A 25,339-nucleotide genomic window follows, 5' to 3' on the forward strand; every position below is an offset into this window, starting at 1 on the left:
CTATGTTTTTTTCGCTCCGCGCTGCTTTCTGAGCTTTTTTTTCAGCCATTTCCTGGGGTAAAGAGGGGCAATGGTTTCATAGCGGGCAACAATGCCCTCTTTGCTGACCACGTAGGGGATGCCATCAGTGCTGTAGTAAGAGTCGGAAATGACGCCCACCTCTTCTGCTAATCTGGCCCAAAACTGGAAGTCGAGATCTCTTAGCTTCAGGGTTCCCTGGGAGGTGACAACGTAGGACTTGCCGATGTAGCCAGAGAGATCGTAGAACACTTGATGAATGTGCAGATCAAGTTCCTGTTCATCTTGAAACTGAGGCCGATAATAGTCCTTGATTTCGTTTTCGATGTTTAGCTCTTGCAGCCGGTCGTGCAGCGTAGCCTTATCCTTGTCGAAGTATGCTTCGCGGGCTGGACCGTCTGTTAAAAACTTAAAAATAATTGGCAGCGGCACCCCTTTAAGGGTGAGGGAAGGTGCGATCGCAACTCCAATGCCAACAACAATGGCGACACTGACTAGAACCTTTCCCCATTTTGTTGCGGATCTGGGCTTTGATGGCATCCGTTCTCGGTCAAACCAAAACTTTACGTTTCCAAGATAGCCCATGAATTTTTGGACTGCGCTCGTTCACGCCGTTTGTAAATAACCCCTTATGATTTGAGATAAATTGCGTACCTTATATGCTGCCTCTAACTTACCGCCCTGTTCCAGTCGCCTTAACCATTGCCGGTTCTGATAGCGGTGGTGGTGCTGGCATCCAAGCTGATTTGCGGACCTTTGCCTTCAACCAAGTACACGGCACCAGCGCGATTACCTGCGTGACGGCCCAGAATACTATGGCGGTCACGCGAGTAGATGTCTTATCCCCTGAGGCTGTGATTGCTCAAATTGAGGCAGTTGCTGAAGATATTGGCTTTGATGCTGTCAAGACTGGCATGTTGCCCAATGCTGAGATTATCTTGGCCGTTGCTCAGACTGTTCAGAAAAACAATCTTCAGACCCTGGTGGTGGATCCAGTGATGGTGTCCCGAGCTGGAGCGCGGTTGATTGATGAAGATGCGATCTCAACCCTAAAAACCCATCTAATCCCTCACGCCCTCATCCTGACCCCCAATCGCTATGAAGCCGAAATCCTCAGTGATCAGTCCATTGAGACCCTACAGGATATGAAAGCCGTCGCTATCGCCATTCACCAGCTTGGCTCTCAGTCTGTCCTCATTAAGGGCGGTGGCTGCACAGGCGACCTGCAGGGCACCGATGTTTGGTTCGATGGTCAGCAACTTGAAGTCCTAAAGGCTGACCCTGTGCCCACTCCTAACACCCACGGTACTGGCTGTACCCTCTCCGCTGCGATTGCAGCCCAGTTAGCCCTCAGTCAACCGCCTCTCAACGCCGTTAAAGCCGCTAAAGACTACATTACCCAAGCTCTCCATCATGCTCTGCAGATTGGTCAAGGCCCCGGCCCCGTGGGTCACTGGTTTCCCCTAATCCAGGCCGCCCCCTTGCCGCCCGTAACCGAATAAGAGACGATAGGCCCATCGCTTACAGGGTCAGGATCGTTGAATATCGAATGCGACACCCGTATCCCCTTTCCCCGCCCCTTGGTTTTCCAGACCTATCGAGATCAGCTTTTAGATCTGATTCCCTACCTGCCCAACGTCCGCAGCATCGACATCAAGTCCCGACGTGACGTTCGCGGGCAGCTTTTTTGCATCAACCATTGGCACGGCGGCGGAGAGATTCCAGCCCTGGCTCGCAGCATTCTCAGTGACGATATGCTGTCCTGGACCGAGCACAATATTTGGGATTCAGACACTTATACTTTGATCTGGCGTATTGAAACCCATGCCTTTACCAAGGCCGTGAGCTGTGGTGGAGAAAATCGGTTTGTTGAAGATGGTTCCCACACCGTCGTGGAAAATCGGGGCCGTCTCGCCATCAATCCTCAGCAGCTAGAGGGCATTCCCGATCTGGTCAGAGGCCACGTTGCCTCGGTTGTAGAAAACTATCTGTCTCAGAAAATTGCGCCCAATTTACTGGAAATGAGTCAGGGCGTCCAACAGTATCTAGAAGCTTCATCGCTATCCAGCCAAGACATCTAAAAATTCTGTATTCCAGCATCAAAGTTAACTAAGGGCCGCTTTACTTACGCTCAGGATGCTTATCAGCCTTCTGGCCCATTTGATTGAGCACCCTGATCATCTGGTAGAGGCGACCGTGATCACGCTGGTTAAAGTGGAAGATCAATCGAGGCAGATGCTCCGTTGCATCTTGGGTTTGATGGGGTTGGGGCATCTGGCTTTCCTCAGGAAGGGCAGCACAGGTCTCAATCTGGCCCGAAAGCAAAATGTCGCTAAACTGCTGATTGAGGGTTGTCAATTCAGCCTCTGAAAGTGTCTGGTTGAGGCGGATCACGAAGCGGTCGCCCACATAGCGACTAGAGTGGTAGACCCGATAGAAGTCAGAAATGGCCGAGCAGGCCGTCGCCAAATCATCGGTAATCATGTATAAATTGCGATCGTCGGGATTAATGAGGCCGCGATCGGCCAGATTCTTCTTGATGTAGGCATCCCACTCTGACCAGTACGTTCCGCCGGGTTTGTCGATTAGCACCAACGGAATCGGAGCAGATTTCCCTGTTTGAATCAACGTTAGACATTCAAAGGCTTCGTCTTGGGTTCCAAATCCCCCCGGAAAAAGTGCGATCGCATCTGTCTCCCGGAGAAAAAACAGCTTGCGGGTGAAAAAGTACTTGAAGTCAATCAGCTTGTCATTATGGGTGATGAAGGGATTTGCGCCCTGCTCAAACGGAAGTTGAATATTGAGACCAAAGGATTTTTCTGCCCCTGCCCCTTGATTCCCGGCCTCCATAATCCCACCGCCAGCTCCCGTCATTACCATGAATCCTTGCTCTACCACGCAGCGAGCAAATGCAATGGCGAGCTGATACTCTGGGCTATCTGACGGGATGCGAGCAGACCCAAAGATAGAAATCTTACGCACGTGTCGATAGGGATGAAAGGTCTCAAATCCCTTTTCTAAATCCTGCAGCGAAGCACTAAGAATCTTCCAGTCGAGGCGATCTGCTTGCCCCGCCGCTATCTGCAGCACCGTCATCAGCGCCTGATGGATTAAATCATTGTTCTCCAAATCTGGCAGATGATCGACGAGCTTCTGCAGACGGCTATAGAGAATATCAATATCGTTTACATCAGAAAAAGAGGCCATAGACCTTGATCCAAACCCTATGAGTGAACGGATTGCCGTGTGGCATCAAAGTACGGCAGACGCAGCATCCCTTGCCCAGCACCAGTCTGACCTCCAAAACAAAGGGAGCCTAATACTAGACTCCCTCTATTCTTCGTGCTCACCGTAACAATTTCGGCTGGAAACTTTGAGATATCTCCAAGACCTAGTAAATACAGGGCTTACAAATATTTCTCAAGTGTCGTTGCTAAGGTTGTTTTTGGAACCGCGCCCACAACCATATCAACACGCTGACCTCCTTTAAAGATCATCAGAGTTGGGATGCTGCGGATGCCGTACTGACTGGCAACCTGAGGATTCTCATCCGTATTGACTTTGAAGACTTGGATTTGACCTTCGTATTGCTCAGCAATTTCAGCAACAACAGGTCCAACCATGCGACAAGGACCACACCAGGGAGCCCAAAAGTCTACTAATACCGGAACATCACAATCGATTACTTTCTCTTTAAACGTATCGTCCGTGACGTCCAAAACTAACTTTGAACCTTCTGACATGCTTGGAGACCCTTGCGATCATTTTATCTACAGTTCTCACGATACCAGGAACTCCTGCACTTCGATGTAAATTTAGCTATCGAATCCCGTATACAACAAAGCTATATACAGGAAGCCGCCCGAACATACGCTCAGGCGGAGTGTGGTGTGAGGAGTGAACGGAAACATTTGTCTCCGCACATATCTATTGTATGCAAGTCATCTCCGTTTGCCACGTCTTTTGCCGTAAAGTCCTATGACGAACTCCTCGTACACAGAATAAAATGGGCCTACTTGCCCATTCCTAAGTGCTGAGCCTTCTGATAAACTTTTCCTTCTGTTAACAGTGAGGGAGCAATGACAACTTCCACTTGTTGCATTTCTTTGATGTCTTTCGCGCCCAACGTACCCATGCTAGTTTGCAGAGAGCCTAAAAAGTTATGGGTGCCGTCGTCGAGCTGAGCTGGCCCCTTCAGGATCTGCTCTAACGTGCCTGTCGTACCCACGCGAATTCGGGTGCCTCGCGGCAGAACGGGGCTAGGTGTCGCCATCCCCCAGTGAAAGCCTTGACCAGGGGCTTCGCTGGCTCTGGCAAAGGGAGATCCCATCATGACGGCATCGGCCCCGCAGGCAATACACTTACAAACATCACCGCCCGTCACCAAGCCGCCATCGGCAATAATGGGGATGTACTGACCGCTTTGTTGGTAGTAGTCATCGCGGGCTGCTGCGCAGTCAGAAATGGCGGTTGCTTGAGGAACACCGACGCCCAGTACTCCCCGAGACGTACAGGCGGCTCCTGGACCAATCCCGACCATCACACCCGCAGCACCCGCTTTGAGCAAATTAAGGGTCACGTCGTAGGTGACACAGTTGCCCATCACTACAGGAATCGGCATTTCTTGGCAAAAACCTGCTAAATCAAGAGGTGTGACCGATTCCGGTGATAGGTGGGCCGTTGAGACCACGGTTCCCTGGACAAAAAACAAGTCAGCACCGGCTTCTGCGGCAATAATGCCGTACTGACTGGCTGCAACAGGAGTGCCGCTCACTGCTGCAATACCACCCTGCTGCTTAATCTCCTGAATCCGCTGACGTACTAGCTCCGGCTTGATCGGTTCAGCATAAAGCTTTTGCATTAACGTCACAAAACCTGTGACTTCGACCTGAGCAATTTGTTTGAGAATTGGCTCTGGGTCTGCGTATCGAGTTTGAATGCCCTCTAGATTGAGGACACCCAGGGCACCAAGCTGAGAGAGCTGAACCGCCATCCTGACATCGACAACACCATCCATTGCGCTAGCAATAATGGGAATGTCTCGATGAATGCCACCAATCTCCCAACGGGTATCTGCTAATCGCGGGTCCAATGTCCGCTGTCCTGGAACCAGAGCAATCTCGTCCATGCCATAGGCGCGGCGCGCGATTTTACTCCGACCAATCTGAATATCCACTCTGTATTCCCCTTCCAGAACCATTTAGCTAGACTAGCAAAGCCCAAAATGCCCTGTCAAAAGGAGATTTATCGAGCAGCCGTTAGATTGTTATTGACTTACTCATTCCCTGAAGAACGGGCCTGCCGCTTGATGGGAGGCTCAATGGTGCGTGGCCCCCTCTTCGGTGCAGTTACCGGCTTACCGTGACCTACCCGGGGTGCGTCTGATTTCTTCTTAGGATGTGGAGACCCAGACTTTTTGCGTTTCTTCAGGGGGACCATGGCCACGGAGGTGCCAGCTGTGATGGCTAGGGCGTTGCCTTGGCGTTGGACCTGTAGATCCCAGAAGTAGCCAATGGGCTGCCCTTCAAGAGTCCCCAGCAGCTTGAGCTTGAAGTCTTTAGGGCGATCAGAGCTTTTGCGCGGTGCCTGCTGAATCTTGACCAGTACAAACTGCTTCTCCGGCGAGTGAAAGACGACTTGGCCCCGCACTGAGAAGTAGCCATCTTGAAGGGGGGCTGCTAATCCAGCGCTATTGGCTGTGTTGGTTTCGGATGGCTCATCAGCTGACTCTTCTTCTGCCCCAAATCCTTCATCTGACCAGACACCTACTATTTGGACGTGTAGGGTCTCTTGTTTGTCACGGGTTCTGGGATAAACCACCCAAAGGTAGGGTTGCTCTAAATCGAGATACTTTTTGACGAGGCTCATGACCTGCCCTAGCAGGACTGCATCTAAATGCGTCCCGTCTTCCGTGACGAGGGTCCCTCGATTGAATTGTTCCTCTGATGGCTTGTACGTGCCCCGTACAAGCCCAATGGCCCGATACTGCATTGGCTCACTGGGAGAGGGAATGGGCTGTTGTGCACCCAAGTCGGCGGTTGAGCTGTCGTCTGGAATAGGGGTGGTGGCTTCTGCGGGTGTCTCAGACTCCGGCTGCGGCTCCGGTGGTGTGGGGCGACGAGGGCGATGCAGAAGGATCTCGCTGGCCGTGTGTCCTTTCGAGCCACCTGTCTTTTTTATATCCGGTGCCTGTGGAGACACAGCACTGGAGCGGTCCTTCTGTGAAGGATCAGTAAATTTAGAAGACTGTTCGGAGGAACTCATAGGTATTGCAGACTGATCAACCGGACTATTGCATGGGTTTGTTGTGGGTTTGTTTTACCATCCTAACTGGGGAATAGCTAAAACACTAACTTGAACGGAGGAACACAGCTTGGCCACAGCGATTCTAAAATAGACCAGGTTTTGCAATTTCTTTGCATGATAAATAATTGTAATTGATGCGCTGGTGTAACAACAGGATCGAATTGTATCTAGCAATAAATGAGATTGAAACAGATCTTAGGACAATCTATCCATTTTCCAGAGTTTCTTCAATTGATAAATGTAAGCCGTTGGCGAAATCCCAGCCAGACTGACGTTTTTTGCCAGATAGCTGTACTGTTTTTAGCAAAAGATATCCCTCTCCTGTTTGGATGATAGGGCCTTTATTCTTGGCGATGGACACAACATCCCCTGGTACTTTGTTGACGAGCTGTTCAAGAGCTGGGAGCGATCTGCTTCCGCTCAATAGTGGGGTGCCTTGGGCGTCGAAGGGGACTGTCGCAGTGATTTTAAGGGGCTGTCCTCGAAAGCTAGCTATGCAGAATGGGAAAAAACCGCGCACCTGATTATGGAGTAACAGGGCTGGGTTGGCCCAGTCTAAGCGAAAATCGTCTTTCTTGATCAGACGTGCATAGGTTGCTTGCGCTTCATCTTGGGGGATGGGAACAATCGTGTGTTTCTCCAGTTGGGTTAGGGTCTCTACCAATAGATTCCCAGAGAGTTGTGATAGCCTTTCTGCAAGCTCGTGGGCGTTCTCAAAAGGATCAATATTAGTGGTTGACTTCAACAACATATCCCCCGTGTCCATGCCGACATCCATCAACATTGTTGTTAGGCCCGTGGCTTTTTGACCGTCATGTAAAGCCCATTGAATAGGGGCTGCACCTCGATAAGCTGGCAGTAGGGATCCATGACTGTTAATGCAGCCTAAACGAGGAATGGCGAGTATCTCCGGGGACAGGATTTGGCCGTAAGCAACAACGATGAATGCATCGACGGGTTGCGATCGCAACACCTCCAGCGTCTCCGCATCTTTTTTGACAGAATGCGGCTGCCATACCGGCAAACCATGCTTTAACGCTGTTTCTTTGACAGCTGAGGGAAGCAACTGCTTCCCCCGTCCTCGTCGCCGATCGGGTTGAGTGACAGCTCCCAAAACCTCAATATCTGGCTCTTCAAGCAAGCGTACAAGACTTGGTACAGCAAATTGAGGCGTTCCCCAAAAAATGAGCTTAATCACACCGTTATTCCTATTAAAATCTGCTGCAAAGCTTATTATAAATACTTTTCAGAATATCGATGGACTAAACGTCAACTTCCTCCGTAGCCTCGTCGGCTCCCTTAAGCAGGTGTCGCAGCGCCGTCAATCCTTTCTTGACCTGCCGAGAAACCGTGACCGCACTGATTCCTAAACGCTCTGCGGTTTCTTTCTGAGTCAAATCGTACAGAAAGACAAACTCCAGTACCTGAGACGTTCGCTTTTCCAGCTTTGCTAAAGCCTGCTGAACCCGAATCTGATCTTCTTGAGCCAGTTGGAAACTTCGATAGTGGCCATCCGTTAACAGATCGCCCAAAGACGTTGACTCACTCTCAGCCTGCTGAATAGGCATATCTAAACTGAGGGGCGAACGGTTAGACATCGCTACCTTGGCCTCCTGCCATTCCGTCAGCGAAATGCCCAACGCTTCAACAACCTCAGCCTCGGTTGGTTGTCGCTGCAGATTGTCCCGCATCCGATGTGTGACCTGAGCTGCCTGTCGCTGCAGCTCCTGCCATCGGCGTGGAATCCGAACCTGCGGACTCTTATCCCGTAGATAGTGCTGAATCTCACCTCGAATATAGGGCGTTGCAAAGGAACTGAACGCACTACCCTTTGTTAGATCGAATCTCTCAATCGCCTGAATTAAACCAAAGCAACCGACCTGTAGCAAGTCCTCAAAATTTTCTCCCGAATTGTGGACCCATCGATGAGCTTCTTTGCGCACCAACCCCAAGTTCATCTGCACTAACTTGTTTCGGACCTGTGTACTGGGATTAGACTGATAGCCCTGCAGAAGTTGTAGACTTTCGCTCTTAAGCTCTTGAGTGCAGGTTGAAAGCATGCGTGTAAGTAATAGATGAACTGATCGATCGGAAATTATTACCATGGAGAGGCCCTCTATTAACCGATAGAGCCTTCTCTAAGATTAGAAATCTCGGTCACAATAAGCATCAGCAAAATTACTGATTTCTCATCTGAAGCTCTACACCGCTAGTCTTCATGCTGCATTTTCCCCACGCCAAAAATGCAAAAAACGACTGAGAGAATACTGAACTCTCCCAGTCGTTGAAAATACCGAAGCTATAGTCGAACTCAGAAGAACTACTCTACTCGGCCGTAAACAATACCTTCAATTCTGACTTCAAGCGGGTCAACAGCACCTAAATCAGAGTCTGCAAACTGCTCGCTTGCAAAAGTTCCCGTGAACTCACCAGTTTCACTATCAACGGCTGAGACGTTCAGTGCAATCTCACCCTTCGACACGTCAAAACGTTTTGCATTGGCGCGATTTAGTTCATCAGCATCAGCGCCTGCAGGTATCGCAACTGCATTGTCGTAACCCGCCGCAACACCTCGTCCCTTGGGATCAAGGAAGTTTGATGTTCGGTAAGAAGGAACCGTATATTGTCCTTCAAACGCCGTACCTGGCTCAATAGAGCTACCGCTTGCCTCTGCAACTAGCTGTTTAACTGTAAACAGCATAGGAACCCGCTCACCGTTAGGAATCTGAACAGTGATGGCCTGAAAATCAATTCCATCTTTTTCTGTGAAAGTAAGACCGCTTCCACTAGAAGAAAGCGGACCTGACACTGATTCCAGCGTCGTGGTGAATCGAGTCATCACGTTTGCCGTGACAAACTCAGCCTCTCTGCGAGCATTCTTAGGTTCTTCCTTTACATAGAAAGAAGTTGGATGCATACACAGATCAACGATGGACTGACCTGAACTCACTGATATGGAGCCACTGGTGTCACCCACTAAGCTTGGGCAGTTATCAGCAAGGCCAGTATTTTTGACTTGGTCGTAGGTTAGACCAGCCGGGGTAACAGCTAAAGCAGTCTGAGTAGCTGCAAACATCCCTAAACAAACTGCAAAGAATGCAACAATTAAAGCGCGAAATCTCATTGATTACCCTCAGTATCAAAAGTATGTAAATATCTAGTACCAGCTTCGAGAGGGGCACCCCTACTGCAACCTGATATGAGAAGAAGTTCAGCCTTCAGTCCAATAATAATTTCTATCAGTAATGGCACATCACGGGTACTACAAAATAAATGTAACGACCGGTGACAAACTCCATGCTCTACAGCAGAGCTGTACCAATACGATGGTCTTTGACCGGCTTTCGGCCATCGTAAAAGAGGGTTACAAACGCATGACTTTGGCTGATGTGTAGAACACCAAAGGGTAAAAGGTATTCACTCAAAGGACAAAGTAGGGTTCGCTCTCTCTTAAAGCATTGTACACGGGGTTGTCGCCTTTACCGTGACTGGGTCTAGAAAACAAATATCTAACCCCATTCATGCAGCTTCGCTAGTGGGCTTTCATGACTTTGCAAAACTTAATGATATGTGAATTCTGCTAATGTGTGGGTCCAGCTTTATGGTTCTGTTCAGATATCATTCGGTCTGATTAGAAATGAGATTTGAATCGTCAATTAGTCTAGTGAAATCGGAAAGGTCCAATCCTGATAGGTCGGATCCCGGTTTTCAGTGATGGCCGTCAACTTGTCTCTCAGTTTTTGCGTGAGGGGATTGTTGCTGGGCAGAACAAAGTTCTCGACCCGCTTGACCGGCGTAACTTTGGCCGCCGTTCCACTGAGAAACACTTCGTCTGCAATAATCAGCTCTGACTTATCGATGGGGCGCTCCACTACTTCTAAGCCAATGTCACGGGCGAGCTGAATGAGGCTATCGCGGGTAATGCCTTCCAGGATGTCTTGATCGGTGGGGGGAGTGAAAATGCGTCCCTGTCTAATCACAAAAATGTTCATGCCCGAGGCCTCGCTGACCTTGCCCTGGGTATTCATTAAAATAGCTTCATCAAAGCCTGACTCTACGGCCTCAGTTTTAGCCAGTGAAGATGTGATGTAAGCACCACTGATCTTGCCTCTGAGCGGTAGACTACGGTCTTCCTGCCGTAGCCACGAGCTGATGCGGCAGCTCACACCGTCTGGTGACAGATAATCTCCCAACTCAATGCCATAAATAAAGAAGCTTTTTTCAATTTTGTGCAATCGTGGCGCAATCCCCAGATCAGAGGTATAGACAAAGGGGCGAATATAGAAGGGGTTCTGAGGCTGATTCTGGTGCACAAATTCAGTAATTGCTTTTTGGATTTGCTCAGCAGGCAACTCGTAGTGGAGAAACTGGGCACTCTGGCTCAGGCGTTGACAATGGCGATCAAGTCTAAACAGCAAAATCTCGCGTGGATTTTGCGGATTGGGCAGACCCCGCATCCCTCCGAAGGCGCCTGTCCCATAGTGCAGGGCATGGGTTGCAATGGAGATATTGGCCTCTGCAAACGGAACAAATTTTTCTTGAAAGTAAGCGATGGGGAGGAAATTGTCCATAAATCTAAGGGTGGCAGTGGGCTGTTCTCAGCCTATTGGACGGCAGAGGTGATGGCAACCACAACAGAATATAGATTCTGTCGCAGATGGATACTCTCTCTCAAGTGATATCCCAGATGTTCTGTGCTGCCTTTTTTCTTCGGTTTTTCCACTGTTTAGACCATCAACTTGCAGAAATATCGATGTTTATACGGATGCTGATCTCAACGCCAGTCTTTAAGCTGGGGATGTAATTGTGACAGTGCAAAATAAATGTGTTCGCCAAATGAGTTGCAGGGCAATTAGCTTGTTGCTGAGCTGTTTTCGGGCTGTCAAGGGTAGCGATATCAATCTTTAGTGATTAAAAGAATTTAAGACTCATGAGTGAGTTTGTGTCACTGCTCCCATGATTCTGCGAATACTAGCGCCTGTAAAAATCTACGCTGTCATTCTCTGAAAGAAGAGATCTTGGTCGTGTTTCCCATGGAAAAAATGTGGATATTTCAAGTGCCCCTTATGCATCTCATTGGGGCGTTTTTGGGCATCTTAAGACAAGAGAGATGAATCTATCGCTGCTAAGCACACCTTACTTTTGCATGGGAACGTGGCTGTAACTGTTACGACCAATTTAAAGAGAACGAGACACCTACTGGTCATGGATGAAGGTGAGGGGCATCGCGTTATTGAATTGAAGGCCTCTTCCTATTTTGTGGGTAGGGATCCAACCAATGCGATTGTATTAGAGTCTAAAGATGTTTCAAGGCAGCATGCTATCTTTTTGCGGCTAACGAGCACAAATCCTAATGACTATAGCTTCTTGCTAATTGATGGCAATCTTCAAGGGACAGCTAGCTCAAACGGAACTAAGGTCAATGCTGAACCCTGTCTATCTACACGTCTTGGCCATGGCGACCAGATTCGATTTGGCTGTCAGGCAAAGGCTAATTATTTCATTTTAGATCCACTGACGGATCAAGAATTTCAAGATTACTGCGAGGGACGTGGCTACGAAGATTTACTGACTGAAGTGCATAATGCACGCGGTACGATTATTATCGATCACCCTCAGCAGCCTAACTTTGAGGCGGCTTCCCTTGTTCGTTTAGCCTCCTTTCCCGAAATTATCCCGAGTCCTATGTTTGAGGTTAATCTTCGGGGAGAGCTGACCTATCTGAATCCTGCGGCAATGCAGGATTTCCCGAATTTGCATAGCTTGGGCCTGGATCATCCGGTGATGCAGGGGTTGATGGCTCTCATTAAGCAATCGAGTCACAACATCCTTAGTCGTGAAGTTGAGATTGCAGGTAAAGTTTTTGAGCAGTCGATTCACTACATTTCAGAATCAAGCCTGGTTCGCTGCTGCTTATTTGATGTCACTCAGCGCAAGCATGCAGAATCTGAGCTTCTCAAACGCGATCATCTTCTGCAGAGTGTGGCTAAGTCCACAGCGCATCTACTTACCAATGTTGATTATGAAACAGCCATCTCCAAAGCATTAGCAACCTTCGGAGAGGTGGCGGGTGTTGATCGCATTTGTGTTGTCGAAAATCATCTTCAAGCTGAGTCCCTGCTCGCTAGCCTGCGCTTTGAATGGAGGCGGGATGCTGTTTCTTCAGTGCGTGGTACCTCTCATCGACAGCAGCAGCCTTACAATAATTCATATCTGCAGCGATGGCTGCCAATTTTGGCGAACGGCGGTATCATTCGAGACTCGGTTCGGGCGTTGCCTGAGCTAGAACGTCAGCAACTTGTCCAGGATGACATTTTGTCATTAATGGTTGTCCCCATTATCGTCAGCGGTAGTTTTTGGGGCTTTATTGAATTAGATAGCTGCGTTGAGGAGCATCGTTGGTCTGCTCAGGAAGAGTCAATCGTTTCAACCCTAGCTACTAGCATTAGTGCCGCACTGCAGCGTCAGTATAAAGATGAGATTATTCAGCTACAGGCTTTTCATGATGCTTTGACGGGTTTACCTAACCGCATTTTGTTTACGGATCGCCTTAACCTTTCTTTGGCTGAAGCACGGCGATCTCAACACAGCTTAGCGGTCATGTTTATGGACTTAGATCGGTTCAAAACAATCAATGATACCCTGGGCCACTCTGCAGGCGACGCCCTGCTGCAGGAAGTGGCTAATCGCGTTAAGCACTGCTTGCGAGAGAGCGACACCGTTGCTCGATGGGGCGGTGATGAATTTACGCTGCTGCTGCCAAATATCGATCATGTTGAGGATGCAACTCGAACGGCACAGCGTATCTTAGAAGCTTTTCGAGAGGTCATTCCCCTTGAAGGCCATGATATCTATGTCAATACCAGCATTGGCATTGCCTTCTATCCGGCTGACGGTAAGGAAGCCGAGACGCTCTTAAAAAATGCAGACGTAGCGCTCTACCAAGCTAAAGAACGAGGACGCGGAATCTATCAACTCTATAATCGAGTCATGAACTCTGAAGCCTCTGAACAGTTTGTGCTTCGCAACGGACTCCGCCATGCCCTAGATCGTCAGGAGCTATTACTGCACTATCAGCCCCAGGTTGATCTCTTAAGTGGCAGATTTATTGGGATTGAAGCGCTTTTGCGATGGCAGCATCCTGAGAAGGGCTTGATTCCTCCGGCAACCTTTATTCCTCTGGCAGAAGAAACGGGCCTAATTATTGAAATTGGAGAGTGGGTATTGCGCACGGCCTGTCAGCAAGCTGTGGAATGGCAACAAGAGGGCCTGCAGCCTCTATCAATTGCTGTCAATTTATCTGCGCGTCAGTTCTATGAGCCAAACCTAGTAGAAATGATTGCTGACATTCTGCAAGAGACTCAGCTCGACCCCAGCTCTCTTGAACTAGAAATTACTGAATCGACTGCCATTAAGAATATTGATGTGACCCAAGGGATCCTGGCACAGATTCAAGCGATGGGTGTTCGTATTGCGATGGATGACTTCGGTACAGGGTACTCGTCTCTGAATTACTTAACTCAGCTACCGTTGGATACTCTCAAGATTGATCGAGCTTTTATCCAAAATCTGTGGTCAGAAGCCAAAGAACTAGAAATTATTCATGCCGTTATTGCCCTAGGACGAGCACTCGATCTAACGGTGATTGCCGAAGGCATTGATAATACAGAACAACTGGACCTGTTAAGGTCTCTCAATTGCCCCATCGTGCAGGGCTATCTAACCGGACGTCCCTCACCTGCGAATGAGCTTAGAGGTGTTCTGCAGGCAAATTGGCAGCAGCACTGTCCTAGTGCTGAAGTTGAGCTTGCGCTTCAGACATTCTCTTGAACGGCGCCGATCATAAGGACATGACTCGGTGAAGTGACTTGCTCAGGATTTTTTAGATGTTGCCTTCTTAGATGTTGCTTTCTTCGCCGTTGTCTGTTTTGCCGTTGTTTTTTTAGCTGCTGTCTTTTTTGTCGTTGTTTTTTTTGTTTTCGATGCTGTTCGCGTTGATTTTCGCTTTGTTGACTTACTTGATTCTTTTGTTGCCAATAGGTCTACGGCCTGTTCTAGTGTTAGATCTTCTACCTTTTGTCCTTCGGGAATCGATACGTTGGTTTTGTTGTGCTTAATATAGGGGCCGTAGGGACCGTCGTAGACGTTGACTGGTGCTTCATCACCGGGATGGGCACCTAGTTCCTTTAGGGCAGTCTTTTGTGATCGTTGTCCTCGTCCCCTTTTGGGTTGAGCTAGTAGCTCTAAGGCCCGCTCTAAGCCAATAGTGAATAAATCATCCTCTTTTTTTAGAGAACGATAGTCTTTGCCCTCTTTGCCCTGATCATGCAGAACATAGGGGCCAAACCGTCCGAGACCCACCTTAATGTTGCGGCCTGATTCAGGGTGAACCCCTAATAAACGCGGAAGGGCCAATAGGTTCACAGCCTGCTCTAGTGTGACGGTTTCCATTGCCACACCCTTGGGCAGAGAAGAGCGCTTTGGTTTTTTGTTTTCTTCTGTGACGTCACCTAACTGCACATAGGGACCGTAGGCTCCTAACAGAACGTAAATTGGCTCTCCTGTTTCTGGATGGAGACCTAGCTTCTCTGGTCCCTCTAGCTTTTGTTTCAGAACTTGCTGAATTTGTTCAGGACTCAGATCGGCGGGCGTTAGATCCTTTGGTAGCGATGCTTTAACAGATTTTTCGCTGTCTCCATCCACAGATTCTACATAGGGGCCAAATCGCCCAATTCGAACGGTTGCTTCGAGGTCCGCAAGATCAATAGTCCGAGCTTCTGCTGGATCAATTTGTGTTTCCCGTTCTTTGACCTGACCTTCTAGACCTGTGTCGCCAGAGTAAAACTTTGTGAGGTAGGGGAGCCACTCTGCTTCACCCATGGAAATTTCATCCAGGGTTTTTTCCATTCGAGCAGTAAAGCTGGTATCCACGAGATCGGGGAAGTGTTTCTCGAGTAGCGTTGTGACAGCAAAGGCCGTGAAGGTGGGTATTAAAGCATTGCCACCTTTTTGGGCATAGCCACGATCAATAATTGTGCCGATGACAGAAGCGTAGGTACTGGGTCGACCAATGCCTTCTTTTTCTAAGGTTTTGACGAGGCTGGCTTCGGTGAAGCGAGCGGGAGGCTGCGTTTCGTGGCCGATGGCGCTGAGTTCTTTGCATTCAGGTGTATCGCCTTCTTTGAGCGGCGGCAGGATTACCTCTTGATCATCCAGTGCCGCATCAGGATTATCGGACCCTTCAACGTAGGCCCGGAAGAAGCCCGGAAAATCGATGCGTTTACCGCTGGCTCGGAAGCCCGCGTCCTCGACCTGCAAGTTCACTGTGATGAAAGTTTGGCGGGCCTCTGCCATCTGGGTTGCAATAGTACGCTTCCAAATCAGATCGTAGAGGGCCAACTCGTTTTTCTGCAGCTTTGTTTCTTTGGGGGTGCGGAAGCTGCTGCCTGCGGGGCGAATGGCTTCATGGGCCTCTTGAGCGCCTTTGCTTTTGGTGGTGTACTGACGTGGTTTAGGGCTGAGGTAGGACTTGCCATATAGAGTCTCGACTCCACTGCGGGCGGCTTCGATGGCCTGCTGGGACAGATGAACGGAGTCCGTTCTCATATAGGTAATAAAGCCCTTTTCGTACAAGCTTTGGGCGGTCCGCATGGTGTCTCGGGCCGACAGACGCAGCTTGCGGTTGGCTTCTTGCTGCAGGGTGGAAGTGATGAAGGGAGGGGCTGGTTTACGTGTGCTGGGGCGCTCTTCTAGGCCAGACACCCGCCAGGCTTTATCTTCTAAACGGGCCTGAAGACTACGGGTCTCGGCTTCGTTGAGCAATACAACGTCCCGACCCTCAATGATTTGGCCGGTGTTCTCATCAAAGTCATTGCCGGTTGCCAGTCGCTTTCCGGCGAGGGTGGTGAGCTTGGCTTCAAAAGGGAGCTTTTCTTGCTCAAGAGCGGCTTTGAGATCCCAGTAGCTACCTTGTCTGAAGGCTCTGCGCTCTCGCTCGCGCACGACCAAAAGCCTTACGGCAACGGACTGTACACGCCCTGCGGAGAGACTGGGAGCAATCTTTTTCCACAAGAGGGGGGAGAGGGTGTAGCCCACTAGGCGATCTAAAATACGTCGGGTTTCTTGGGCGCGGACGAGGCGCTGATCTACTTCGCGACAGTTGTCGAGGGCGGCTTTGATGGCTTCGTCGGTAATCTCGTGGAAGACCATCCGCTTGATGGGCACCTTGGGCTTGAGAACCTGTAGCAGGTGCCAGCTAATACTTTCGCCTTCGCGGTCTTCGTCAGTTGCCAGAATCAGTTCGTCTGATTCTTTGAGCGCGTCTTTCAGCTCTTTGACAATTTTCTTTTTGTCTTTGGGAATAACGTAGAGGGGATCGAAGTCGGACGAGACATTGACGCCCAGGCTCGACCATTTTTCGCCTTTGACTGCTGCTGGAATTTCGGTGGCGTCGCGGGGTAAGTCGCGCACATGCCCCATCGAAGCGGTGACGTGATAGCTCGACGGGAGGTAGTTCCGAATAGTACGGGCTTTGGTGGGAGACTCAACGATAACCAGGGTGGACATGGTCTCAGCGGGTTGTAAGGACGGATGGACTTAACTTTAGTATAGGGACAGCTTTTGGGGATGACGATTTTTTGATGACCGTTCGCCAGATGCTTTGTTGGCAGACCGATCGATCAGAGGGGCGTACAGCTCTTTAGGCTGCACTACTGTCCTCAAGTCCTGAAGCCAGGATATCATCGGTCAAGCACGGTGGTGGGTTCGTTCGCAGATTGAGTGTTGCGACTTCTTTGTGGGGGTGAGATATATAAATCCGGCAGGTCCAGCGAAGTTCACTGCATTTCGGCTGTTGGGGATGGCCGCAATCTTGTTATCCTGTTGAATGGTAACGGCACTTTGAAAATCTTAGTTCTTTAAGAGATACAGGGAGTTCCTTGTGGTTCACCTCGCGCTCTCGAAGCTGAATTAAGTGCTAATGGTCCTACAATAACCCGCCAACTATGGATGTCGCTAATCTCGCTACTCAACTGAACGCTGCTACGATTTTGCCGGAGGGGATTGTGATTATCACCCTCCTGCTGGTGTTAGTGGGTGATATTGCCTATGGTCAAGCCTCGGCACGCTGGACGCCCTATGTTGCGATCGCAGGTCTGTTAACCTCCGTCGCATGTCTCTATTTACAGTGGGATCAGCCCGATTCAATTAGCTTTTTGGGCAGCTTTAACGGCGATAACCTCAGCATTGTTTTCCGAGGGATTGTGGCGCTGTCGTCTGTGGTGACGATTTTGATGTCGATTCGCTACGTAGAGCAATCTGGCAGCGCCATCGGCGAATTTATGACAATTTTGCTGGCGGCCACTGTGGGCGGCATGTTCCTATGCGGTGCCGAAGAGTTGGTAATGATTTTCGTCTCGCTGGAGACGCTGAGTATTGCCTCTTATTTAATGACGGGCTATATGAAGCGCGATCCCCGTTCTAATGAGGCGGCGTTGAAGTATTTGCTGATTGGGGCTTCGAGCTCGGCGATCTTTCTCTATGGTCTCTCGCTTCTCTATGGCTTGTCTGGGGGTGAAACCCATTTAGGCGATATTGCTGCAGCCTTGCCTGATAGTTCTGGATCCCTGGCTCTGGCTATCTCGTTGGTGTTTGTGATTGCGGGGATTAGCTTCAAGATTGCAGCGGTTCCGTTTCACCAGTGGACGCCGGATGTTTATGAAGGAGCGCCGACGCCGGTTGTTGCGTTTTTATCTGTTGGTTCTAAAGCGGCGGGATTTGCGTTGGCGATTCGGCTGTTGACGACAGCGTTCCCGATGTTGGCGGCCCAGTGGCAGCTGATCTTCACTGCCTTGGCGATTTTGAGCATGATCTTGGGGAATATAGTTGCGATCGCACAAACCAGCATGAAGCGGATGTTGGCCTATTCTTCGATTGGTCAAGCCGGATTCATCATGATTGGCTTTATCGTCGGCACTGAGGCCGGTTACGCCAGCATGTTGTTCTATCTACTGATTTATCTATTTATGAACCTGGGAGCCTTTGCCTGCGTGATTCTGTTCTCGCTACGGACGGGCACCGACCAAATCAGTGACTATGCGGGTCTCTATCAGAAGGATCCCTTTCTAACGTTGGCGATGAGCATGTGTTTGTTGTCCCTGGGTGGGATTCCGCCGTTGGCTGGGTTCTTTGGTAAGCTTTACCTCTTCTGGGCCGGTTGGCAGGCAGGGGCTTATGGTCTGGTGATCTTGGCGCTGCTAACCAGCGTGGTCTCGATCTACTACTACATCCGCGTAGTTAAGATGATGGTGGTCAAGGAGCCTCAAGAGATGTCGTTGGTGATCCAGAACTATCCTGAGACAAACTGGAAGCCCCTAGGTATGAGACCGTTGCAGGTCGGTGTGTTGGTGACGCTTGTACTGACAATGGTTTCAGGCGTGTTGTCTAACCCGCTGTTTACGCTCGTGAATACTTCAGTGGCCAGTGTGCCTGTTTTTAATCAGGTTTCTCAAGCTAAAACGGCTGACTCTATTGCAATGCAGGTTTCTACGACAGCTCCTGATTTGGAGCAACTTTGATGCTTCAATCAGCAAAAAGTAGATACTAAAGCTCAACTATCGCTCAAATATTTAGGTGAATGTCAGATACTAGAACCCAGCTTGCAGACGAGCTTGCAGATATTGAGTGGCGAGATATTATCCCCCACTCTCAGCGCGATGCTGTCATTGTGGTCACGTCTTCGTTGAATATGCTGGATGTGGGCATGGCTCTAGCTAACGATGAAGTGCAGTCCGTCCAGCACTGGATCAGCGAACAGCTTATCTATAAGCCTTCTGAGCAAGAACTCAGTGACTGGAATGGAGAGCCACAGAAGACCTTTCAGGCTCTGATCGTTCAGCCCTTTGTCTTGATCGCAGCGCCATGACTCTCCAAGTGGTGCGTCTGCATGAGCAGGCTCAGCTTCCGAGGTATGCTCACGCTAATGATGCAGGGTTAGATTTATTCTCTGTTGTGGAAGTCACGCTGCAGCCTGGGGAATCGAATCTGATTGCGACGGGAGTTGCGATCGCACTTCCTCCAAACACCGAAGCGCAAGTCCGACCCCGCAGTGGCCTAGCGCTCAAGCACGGTATTACCGTTCTTAATACGCCTGGGACTATTGATGCAGGCTATCGCGGCGAAATCGGCGTGATTTTGATCAACCACAGCCAGCAACCGTTTCAGATTCACTGCGGCATGAAAATTGCCCAGATGGTAATTGCACCTGTAATGCGCGTGGCTGTTCAGGAAGTTTCTCAGCTCGACAACAACACTGCCCGAGGAGAAGGTGGCTTCGGTTCTACGGGTTAGTGAACACTATGATAGAAATCTAAACCTCTTGATACCGTGAGGTCTGAGTCATGACTGCGATCGCCTTTAAGCTTGAACCGCTCGTTGAGTTGACGGATGATGCTTTTTATCAACTCTGTGGGGCCAATCCTGACGTTAAGTTCGAGCGATCTGCCCAAGGAGAATTAGTCGTTATGCCGCCGACTGGAGGATTCTCGGGTAATCGAAATAGTAAGCTGACCGCTCGTTTAGAGACGTGGGCAGATGCAGATGGAACAGGACTAGCTTTCGACTCAAGCACGATGTTTAAGCTACCTAACGGTGCTTACCGTTCACCGGATGCTGCTTGGATTCTTCTATCGCGGTGGCAGACATTGACGACTCAAGAGCAGGAACGTTTCCCCCCCATTTGCCCAGATTTTGTAGTGGAGCTGCGATCTGCCAGTGATTCACTCCGACCGCTTCAGGACAAGATGCAAGAGTATCTGGAGAACGGGATACAGTTAGGCTGGTTGCTTGATCCGCAAACTCGAATGGTTGAAATCTATATTCCCGATCGAGAGAAACAAATCGTGCCGGCGCCTATTCAACTCTCCGGTGAATCTGTTCTGCCTGGGTTTACACTAAGTACCGCTGGAATTCTTTAGCATCTCGGAGACGTTTTAACCTGTGGCTATATTCAAATTGAGAAGCATTACATCCCGTTGGATAAGCGTGTTGGCTTGCTTGCCAGTTGCGATCGCAACTCCCTCATTCCTTCCGCCTTCTCCGGTACACGCTAGCGAACTCAGCGAGATCTTTGTAGACCCGAGCATCCCTGCCACTCTGCAGCTCAAAACCCTAGACGAAACCTGGAAGCGGCTACAGCTTAACGAAGATACTCCAGGGCTATCGGCTTCCATGCTTTTTGGTATATCAGGGTTGGTACGGTCAGCTCTCAGGACGGATGTGTACTATACCCAAGGTAAAACGGTCACCATTGGCAAACAGAAATATCTAGTGGCTTACCGACCTGAAAGCAGCAATATCAATTTTTTAGAACTCATGCAGTCGGGGCGTAACAAATCACCTGAAGATATCATCGAACCGCTAACGCCAGAGAGTCCATTGACGCTCTCTTTATTTAATCTAAGTACCCTCAGCGGTCTCAGAGATATTCAACCCTTCAATCTGCAAAAAGAAATCGAAGCCTCTAAGAAGGCTATCCCTGAAGAACCCGAAAAGAAACCCTCTACCTCAGAAAAGCCTGCCAGTGCTGAAGACGTTCCTGCTCCTGAGTCGTTGAGTTGATCTTGAAAAAGGGCTGGCAGTTACAGAGGGGTTGCTTAATTCATGAGTCAGTTGAAGCGAATCGGCCCAAGAAGATAGCTTGGTATAGTAAAGCTACTCAACGAATCAAGCAAAAAAGCCCGTACCCCTATGCAACCGACCGATCCTGAACAATTTACTGAAAAGGCGTGGGACGCTATCTTTCAATCGCAAGATGTTCTTGATCGCTTCGATACCACCTGTCTAGAAGTTGAACATCTTGCGATCGCACTTTTAGAAGAAGATGAAATTGCCGGGACGCTCTCGGATCATCTGGGGGCAGATCCAGAATTTATGCTGGAGCAGTTCAACGAATTTGCCAATAGTCCCCAGCGCGATCTAGAAGATGATTACATTGACTTTTTCCATAGCGGTCGTTGGCTAGAGCAGCTCCTAGATCGAGCGGATGCCAGCCGGGAAGACTTCACCGAACCGCGAATTTCCGTCGATCACCTTTTGCTCGCACTGGCAGAGGATCCTCGCATTGGTAAATCTGTGTTCCGCGATCAGGGGCTGGCTCGCATTGATGTGGAGCAGGCCATTGAGAGAATGCGGAGTCCTCAGCCAGCAATGGCGACCTCTGAAGAAATGGGTGAGCTGACGGCAGAGCCTGCTAAAAAGCAAAAAGCCGAACCAGAGCCTAAACCCTTAGAAAAATATGGACGCGATCTAACCGCACTGGCGCGAGAAGGCAGACTCGACCCCGTTATTGGCCGGGATGAAGAGATCCGGCGGGTGGTGCAGGTGCTGTCCCGGCGGATGAAAAATAATCCGGTTCTGATCGGGGAACCGGGTGTTGGCAAAACTGCGATCGCAGAAGGCTTAGCCCAGCGGATCGTCAATGGCGACGTGCCTGAATCTTTGAAAAATCGGCAGCTGATCAGCCTAGATATGGGCAGTCTGGTCGCTGGAGCTAAATACCGAGGTGAGTTTGAGGAACGGCTCAAGTCTGTCCTCCATGAAGTTACCCACTCTGACGGCCAAGTCGTTCTATTTATCGATGAACTCCACACCGTTGTCTCCACCGGCGGCGGGTCCAGCAAGATGGATGCCGGTAATCTACTGAAGCCCATGCTTTCTCGGGGGGAGCTGCGCTGTATTGGGGCTACCACCCTCGATGAATATCGGGTCAGTATTGAAAAAGATGCTGCCCTAGAGCGTCGATTCCAGCAGGTTTATATCGGTCAGCCCAGCGTTGAAGACACAATCTCAATTTTGCGCGGCCTCAAAGATCGCTACGAAGTGCATCACAACGTCAGAATTACTGACTCCGCCTTGGTTTCAGCTGCTACGCTGTCGAGTCGCTATATCTCAGATCGGTTTTTGCCAGATAAGGCCATTGATTTAGTGGACGAGGCTGCCGCCAAGCTCAAGGTGGAGATGACCTCCAAACCGGCTGAACTCGAAGCCGTCGAACGACGTCTGATGCAGCTAGAAATGGAGCGAGTGTCTCTGCAAGAAGAGAGCGATCGCGACTCTCAAGACCGCCTGCAGCTTCTTGAAGCAGACCTTGTCAACATTAAAGAGGAGTACCAGACTCTCAACGGCCAGTGGGAGTCTGAGAAAGGCATTCTCGACAAGATCCAAAATACAAAAGCAGACATTGAACGCGTCAATATTGAACTGCAGCAGGCCAAGCGAGACTATGATCATGAGACCGCCGCTCAGCTTGAGTTTGGGAAACTGACCGTCCTTCAGGGACAGCTCGAAGCTTCAGAAGCAACCCTGACCCAGGCTCAGAATAGCGGTTCTTCTATGCTGCGAGAAGATGTCACTGCCGAGGATATTGCTGAGATTGTCTCTAAATGGACCGGCATCCCCGTTAATCGCCTACTGGAATCAGAACGAAAGAAGCTGCTCGAACTAGAGCAGTACATTCATCAGCAGGTCGTGGGTCAGCAGGAAGCCGTAGCTGCTGTTTCAGCAGCCATCCGTCGCGCCCGAGCTGGTATGCAGGATCCGCGTCGGCCCATTGGTTCGTTTCTGTTCTTGGGCCCAACAGGAGTTGGAAAGACCGAACTAGCCCGCGCCCTAGCGCAGCTTTTATTTGATACAGAGGATGCTCTGGTCCGCATTGATATGTCCGAGTATATGGAGAAGCATGCGGTTTCACGCTTAGTGGGGTCCTCTCCAGGTTATGTGGGCTATGAAGAAGGGGGACAGCTCTCGGAAGCGATCCGGCGGCGACCCTATTCTGTGGTGTTGCTGGATGAAGTCGAGAAGGCGCATCCAGAGATTTTCAACATTTTGCTGCAGGTGCTAGATGATGGCCGGATTACGGATTCTCAAGGGCACAATGTGGACTTTCGTAACACCGTGATTGTGATGACGAGCAACATCGGGAGCGGCCATATTTTAGATGTGGCGGGCGATGATTCCCGATACGGAGAAATGCGCGAACGGGTGATGGGGGCTTTGAAATCCCATTTTCGGCCTGAGTTTCTCAATCGAATTGACGATACGATTCTGTTCCATGCCCTTGATCGGGAACAGCTTCGTCAGATCGTGAATATTCAGATGCTGCGTGTCGACGAACGCTTGGCGGAGCAAAAGCTTTCCATTCAGTTTACGGAAGCGGCGCTGGAGCACGTCGTTGAGGCTGGCTATGATCCAGTTTATGGGGCGCGGCCTCTGAAGCGAGCTATTCAGCGGGAGCTAGAGAATCCGATTTCGGTGAAGATTCTAGAGAGTACTTTTGCGCCAGGAGATACTATCTTTGTGGATTGGACTGAGGCTGATGGCCTGATCTTTGGATCTCAGCAGGAGTCCTCGGTGATTGTCCCTGAGCCTGAAGATGATGAGGCTAAGCCTTTAGCTGAGAGTGCAGTTTGAAAACGTAGCTAAATTTATCAAATGTGTTGCGCTAGATCTCTGAAATCTCTGTTTTTGAACTTTGAATTCTCGTTTCTCAGCATATTGTGATGAAAGCTCCCTCTAATTCGACGCAACCTAGCTCCAGGGAAGAGTGGAGAGCTTGGCTGCGGCAAAATCACACTCAGGATGGGGGGATATGGCTAATCAACTACAAAAAAGCAACTGGCCAACAGACCTATACCTTTGACGAAGCCGTTGAGGAAGCACTTTGTTTTGGCTGGATTGACAGTAAGCCAAGCAAGGTGGATGAGCAACGTTCGATGTTATGGTTCTCACCTCGTAAACCGGGTAGTGGTTGGTCTCGCCTCAACAAAGAGCGTATTGAAAAGATGATCCAGCGGGGGCAAATGGCAGCAGCAGGGCTCGCAAAGATTGAGGCAGCAAAGTTAGATGGCTCATGGACTTCTTTAGATGCGATCGAAGCTTTGGAGATCCCATCTGACCTAGAGGATGCTTTCAGCCTCTATTCATCAGCTCGACAAAATTTCGAAGCTTTCCCTCGCTCTGCTAAACGCGGCATTCTAGAGTGGATTTCTAAAGCAAAAAGGCCAGAGACCAGAGTAAAAAGGGTAAAAGAAACGGCACAACTCGCAGAAGAAAATATTCGAGCCAATCAATGGAAACGCAACTGAGAAGCATGAGTTTATTCGTACTAGACTCAGAATTCTATTCAATGATGTAATCCGGCTCTAGATACAGGGAATATTTTGCCCCATCAAAGCTCAATGCATCCCACTGAGGAAATCCTGCCATATCTAAATATAGAGAAATGACCTGTTCTTGCTGGGTTCTTCTGCGTAGTCTAGGGGTGTGATTCGATGATAGGAGTCTTTCAATTAATGAAATCAGATGTTCAGTCTGCTCGATAAAGCTGCCATCGGATGAGGCCATGATGATGTCGGGTAGAAGTGATGGCTTTCTCTCAATATGGCCTAGTACTTCACTCGGAGCTTCCCATTGGAATAATTTGGATGTCTCCCAGCTCGTGAGCTGACGTAGTTCTTCGAATACTGGGAACTTCGCAATGTTCGATAAATGGTTTGTGTAAAAATCTTTCTCTGTGAAAATTGCCCCTTTCTTGTGTAGATAGAGAGGGGGGAAGTAATCTGCTGCCAAATCCTGAGATGCTTCTTTGATAGATGTGAATGCTGGGATGATGACGGCTATTGATGCAGTCTGTCTGATGGAAACCCATCCGCTTGGCTGGCATCCGACATAGCCACAGGCACAAATCTGAAATTGCAGGTCATCATCCTCCCAATTAACACGCTCAACGGCGTTAATGATCTGAACATCGTTGTCCCATAGTTCTGTGATAGATGTTTTAGGGTATCCAGAAACAGAGAATTTTGATTTCGCTCTTTTTATTGTTGGATTGGATAATTGCCACATTTCTAGTGATGCTCTGCTAGGGATGGATTTGCGATCGCAAACCTTACTAACATTTCATTGCTTGAGATTTGAGATTAAAGTGAACCCAACTCTTAATCTGTGAATTCTGACGCTT

22 protein-coding genes are annotated in these 25,339 nt (G+C 49.5%); 11 read left to right on the top strand and 11 right to left on the bottom strand.

The window, feature by feature from the left end:
- Positions 1 to 558, bottom strand: coding sequence for a hypothetical protein (locus C1752_RS13240; RefSeq protein WP_233501587.1), 558 nt, complete (start codon positions 556 to 558; stop codon positions 1 to 3).
- 119 nt (positions 559 to 677) lie between these two features.
- Between C1752_RS13240 and thiD the strand changes: the two genes are divergently transcribed.
- Both thiD and C1752_RS13250 read left to right on the top strand, forming a co-directional pair.
- Entirely contained in the window at positions 678 to 1,520 is an 843-nt protein-coding gene (gene thiD / locus C1752_RS13245; protein WP_110986545.1) for a bifunctional hydroxymethylpyrimidine kinase/phosphomethylpyrimidine kinase, read from the top strand.
- A gap of 36 nt (positions 1,521 to 1,556) precedes the next feature.
- Positions 1,557 to 2,099 carry a hypothetical protein gene (locus tag C1752_RS13250; protein ID WP_110986546.1) on the top strand — a complete coding sequence of 181 codons (543 nt, stop codon included), beginning with the start codon at positions 1,557 to 1,559 and terminating at the stop codon, positions 2,097 to 2,099.
- A 40-nt stretch (positions 2,100 to 2,139) separates the two neighbouring features.
- Here the strand turns inward: C1752_RS13250 and C1752_RS13255 are convergent, their stop codons facing one another.
- The 7 genes from C1752_RS13255 to psbO form a co-directional block, all read right to left on the bottom strand.
- Positions 2,140 to 3,225, bottom strand: a complete 1,086-nt coding sequence (locus C1752_RS13255) for an LOG family protein (RefSeq protein ID WP_110986547.1) — start codon at positions 3,223 to 3,225, stop codon at positions 2,140 to 2,142.
- A 200-nt stretch (positions 3,226 to 3,425) separates the two neighbouring features.
- Positions 3,426 to 3,761, bottom strand: coding sequence for a thioredoxin (gene trxA, locus C1752_RS13260; protein WP_110986548.1), 336 nt, complete (start codon positions 3,759 to 3,761; stop codon positions 3,426 to 3,428).
- Between the two features lie 269 nt (positions 3,762 to 4,030).
- Positions 4,031 to 5,194 carry a GuaB3 family IMP dehydrogenase-related protein gene (locus C1752_RS13265; RefSeq protein ID WP_110986612.1) on the bottom strand — a complete coding sequence of 388 codons (1,164 nt, stop codon included), beginning with the start codon at positions 5,192 to 5,194 and terminating at the stop codon, positions 4,031 to 4,033.
- Between the two features lie 98 nt (positions 5,195 to 5,292).
- Positions 5,293 to 6,282 carry a heterocyst master regulator PatR gene (gene patR, locus C1752_RS13270; RefSeq protein WP_199464388.1) on the bottom strand — a complete coding sequence of 330 codons (990 nt, stop codon included), beginning with the start codon at positions 6,280 to 6,282 and terminating at the stop codon, positions 5,293 to 5,295.
- Positions 6,283 to 6,529: 247 nt separating this feature from the next.
- Positions 6,530 to 7,519: a methionyl-tRNA formyltransferase gene (gene fmt, locus C1752_RS13275; protein WP_110986613.1), complete on the bottom strand. Its 990-nt coding sequence runs from the start codon at positions 7,517 to 7,519 to the stop codon at positions 6,530 to 6,532.
- A 67-nt stretch (positions 7,520 to 7,586) separates the two neighbouring features.
- On the bottom strand, positions 7,587 to 8,384 hold the full coding sequence (locus C1752_RS13280) for an RNA polymerase sigma factor SigF (protein WP_110986549.1): 798 nt from the start codon (positions 8,382 to 8,384) through the stop codon (positions 7,587 to 7,589).
- A gap of 260 nt (positions 8,385 to 8,644) precedes the next feature.
- On the bottom strand, positions 8,645 to 9,448 hold the full coding sequence (psbO, locus tag C1752_RS13285) for a photosystem II manganese-stabilizing polypeptide (RefSeq protein ID WP_110986550.1): 804 nt from the start codon (positions 9,446 to 9,448) through the stop codon (positions 8,645 to 8,647).
- 121 nt (positions 9,449 to 9,569) lie between these two features.
- On the opposite strand from psbO, the gene C1752_RS28440 reads away from it, so the two are divergent.
- Entirely contained in the window at positions 9,570 to 9,719 is a 150-nt protein-coding gene (locus C1752_RS28440; RefSeq protein ID WP_158535090.1) for a hypothetical protein, read from the top strand.
- Between the two features lie 261 nt (positions 9,720 to 9,980).
- Here the strand turns inward: C1752_RS28440 and C1752_RS13290 are convergent, their stop codons facing one another.
- Entirely contained in the window at positions 9,981 to 10,895 is a 915-nt protein-coding gene (locus tag C1752_RS13290; RefSeq protein WP_110986551.1) for a branched-chain amino acid transaminase, read from the bottom strand.
- 634 nt (positions 10,896 to 11,529) lie between these two features.
- Here C1752_RS13290 and C1752_RS13295 point away from each other — a divergent pair.
- The gene (locus C1752_RS13295) at positions 11,530 to 14,154 is read left to right on the top strand and encodes an EAL domain-containing protein (RefSeq protein WP_110986552.1); all 2,625 of its coding nucleotides are present in this window, start codon (positions 11,530 to 11,532) and stop codon (positions 14,152 to 14,154) included.
- A 42-nt stretch (positions 14,155 to 14,196) separates the two neighbouring features.
- Here C1752_RS13295 and topA read toward each other — a convergent pair whose 3' ends face one another.
- Positions 14,197 to 16,890, bottom strand: a complete 2,694-nt coding sequence (gene topA / locus C1752_RS13300; RefSeq protein WP_110986553.1) for a type I DNA topoisomerase — start codon at positions 16,888 to 16,890, stop codon at positions 14,197 to 14,199.
- A 437-nt stretch (positions 16,891 to 17,327) separates the two neighbouring features.
- Here topA and C1752_RS13305 point away from each other — a divergent pair, with 437 nt between their 5' ends.
- The 7 genes from C1752_RS13305 to C1752_RS13335 all read left to right on the top strand — a co-directional run bounded on the left by C1752_RS13305 (position 17,328) and on the right by C1752_RS13335 (position 24,464).
- Complete coding sequence (locus C1752_RS13305; protein ID WP_110986554.1) at positions 17,328 to 18,899, top strand: NAD(P)H-quinone oxidoreductase subunit N; 1,572 nt, start codon at positions 17,328 to 17,330, stop codon at positions 18,897 to 18,899.
- 59 nt (positions 18,900 to 18,958) lie between these two features.
- The gene (locus C1752_RS13310; RefSeq protein WP_110986555.1) at positions 18,959 to 19,246 is read left to right on the top strand and encodes a DUF2288 domain-containing protein; all 288 of its coding nucleotides are present in this window, start codon (positions 18,959 to 18,961) and stop codon (positions 19,244 to 19,246) included.
- On the top strand, positions 19,243 to 19,671 hold the full coding sequence (gene dut / locus C1752_RS13315; RefSeq protein ID WP_110986556.1) for a dUTP diphosphatase: 429 nt from the start codon (positions 19,243 to 19,245) through the stop codon (positions 19,669 to 19,671). The genes C1752_RS13310 and dut overlap by 4 nt, the downstream gene beginning before the upstream one ends.
- Positions 19,672 to 19,721: 50 nt before the next feature.
- Complete coding sequence (locus C1752_RS13320; protein WP_110986557.1) at positions 19,722 to 20,297, top strand: Uma2 family endonuclease; 576 nt, start codon at positions 19,722 to 19,724, stop codon at positions 20,295 to 20,297.
- Between the two features lie 67 nt (positions 20,298 to 20,364).
- Positions 20,365 to 20,940, top strand: coding sequence for a hypothetical protein (locus C1752_RS13325; RefSeq protein ID WP_110986558.1), 576 nt, complete (start codon positions 20,365 to 20,367; stop codon positions 20,938 to 20,940).
- A gap of 129 nt (positions 20,941 to 21,069) precedes the next feature.
- Positions 21,070 to 23,790, top strand: a complete 2,721-nt coding sequence (clpB, locus tag C1752_RS13330; RefSeq protein ID WP_110986559.1) for an ATP-dependent chaperone ClpB — start codon at positions 21,070 to 21,072, stop codon at positions 23,788 to 23,790.
- An 89-nt stretch (positions 23,791 to 23,879) separates the two neighbouring features.
- Positions 23,880 to 24,464 carry a YdeI/OmpD-associated family protein gene (locus C1752_RS13335; protein ID WP_110986560.1) on the top strand — a complete coding sequence of 195 codons (585 nt, stop codon included), beginning with the start codon at positions 23,880 to 23,882 and terminating at the stop codon, positions 24,462 to 24,464.
- 34 nt (positions 24,465 to 24,498) lie between these two features.
- Here C1752_RS13335 and C1752_RS13340 read toward each other — a convergent pair whose 3' ends face one another.
- Complete coding sequence (locus C1752_RS13340; RefSeq protein WP_110986561.1) at positions 24,499 to 25,224, bottom strand: hypothetical protein; 726 nt, start codon at positions 25,222 to 25,224, stop codon at positions 24,499 to 24,501.
- Positions 25,225 to 25,339 lie beyond the last annotated feature (115 nt).

The organism is Acaryochloris thomasi RCC1774, from assembly GCF_003231495.1.
Taxonomy (GTDB): Bacteria; Cyanobacteriota; Cyanobacteriia; order Thermosynechococcales; family Thermosynechococcaceae; genus RCC1774.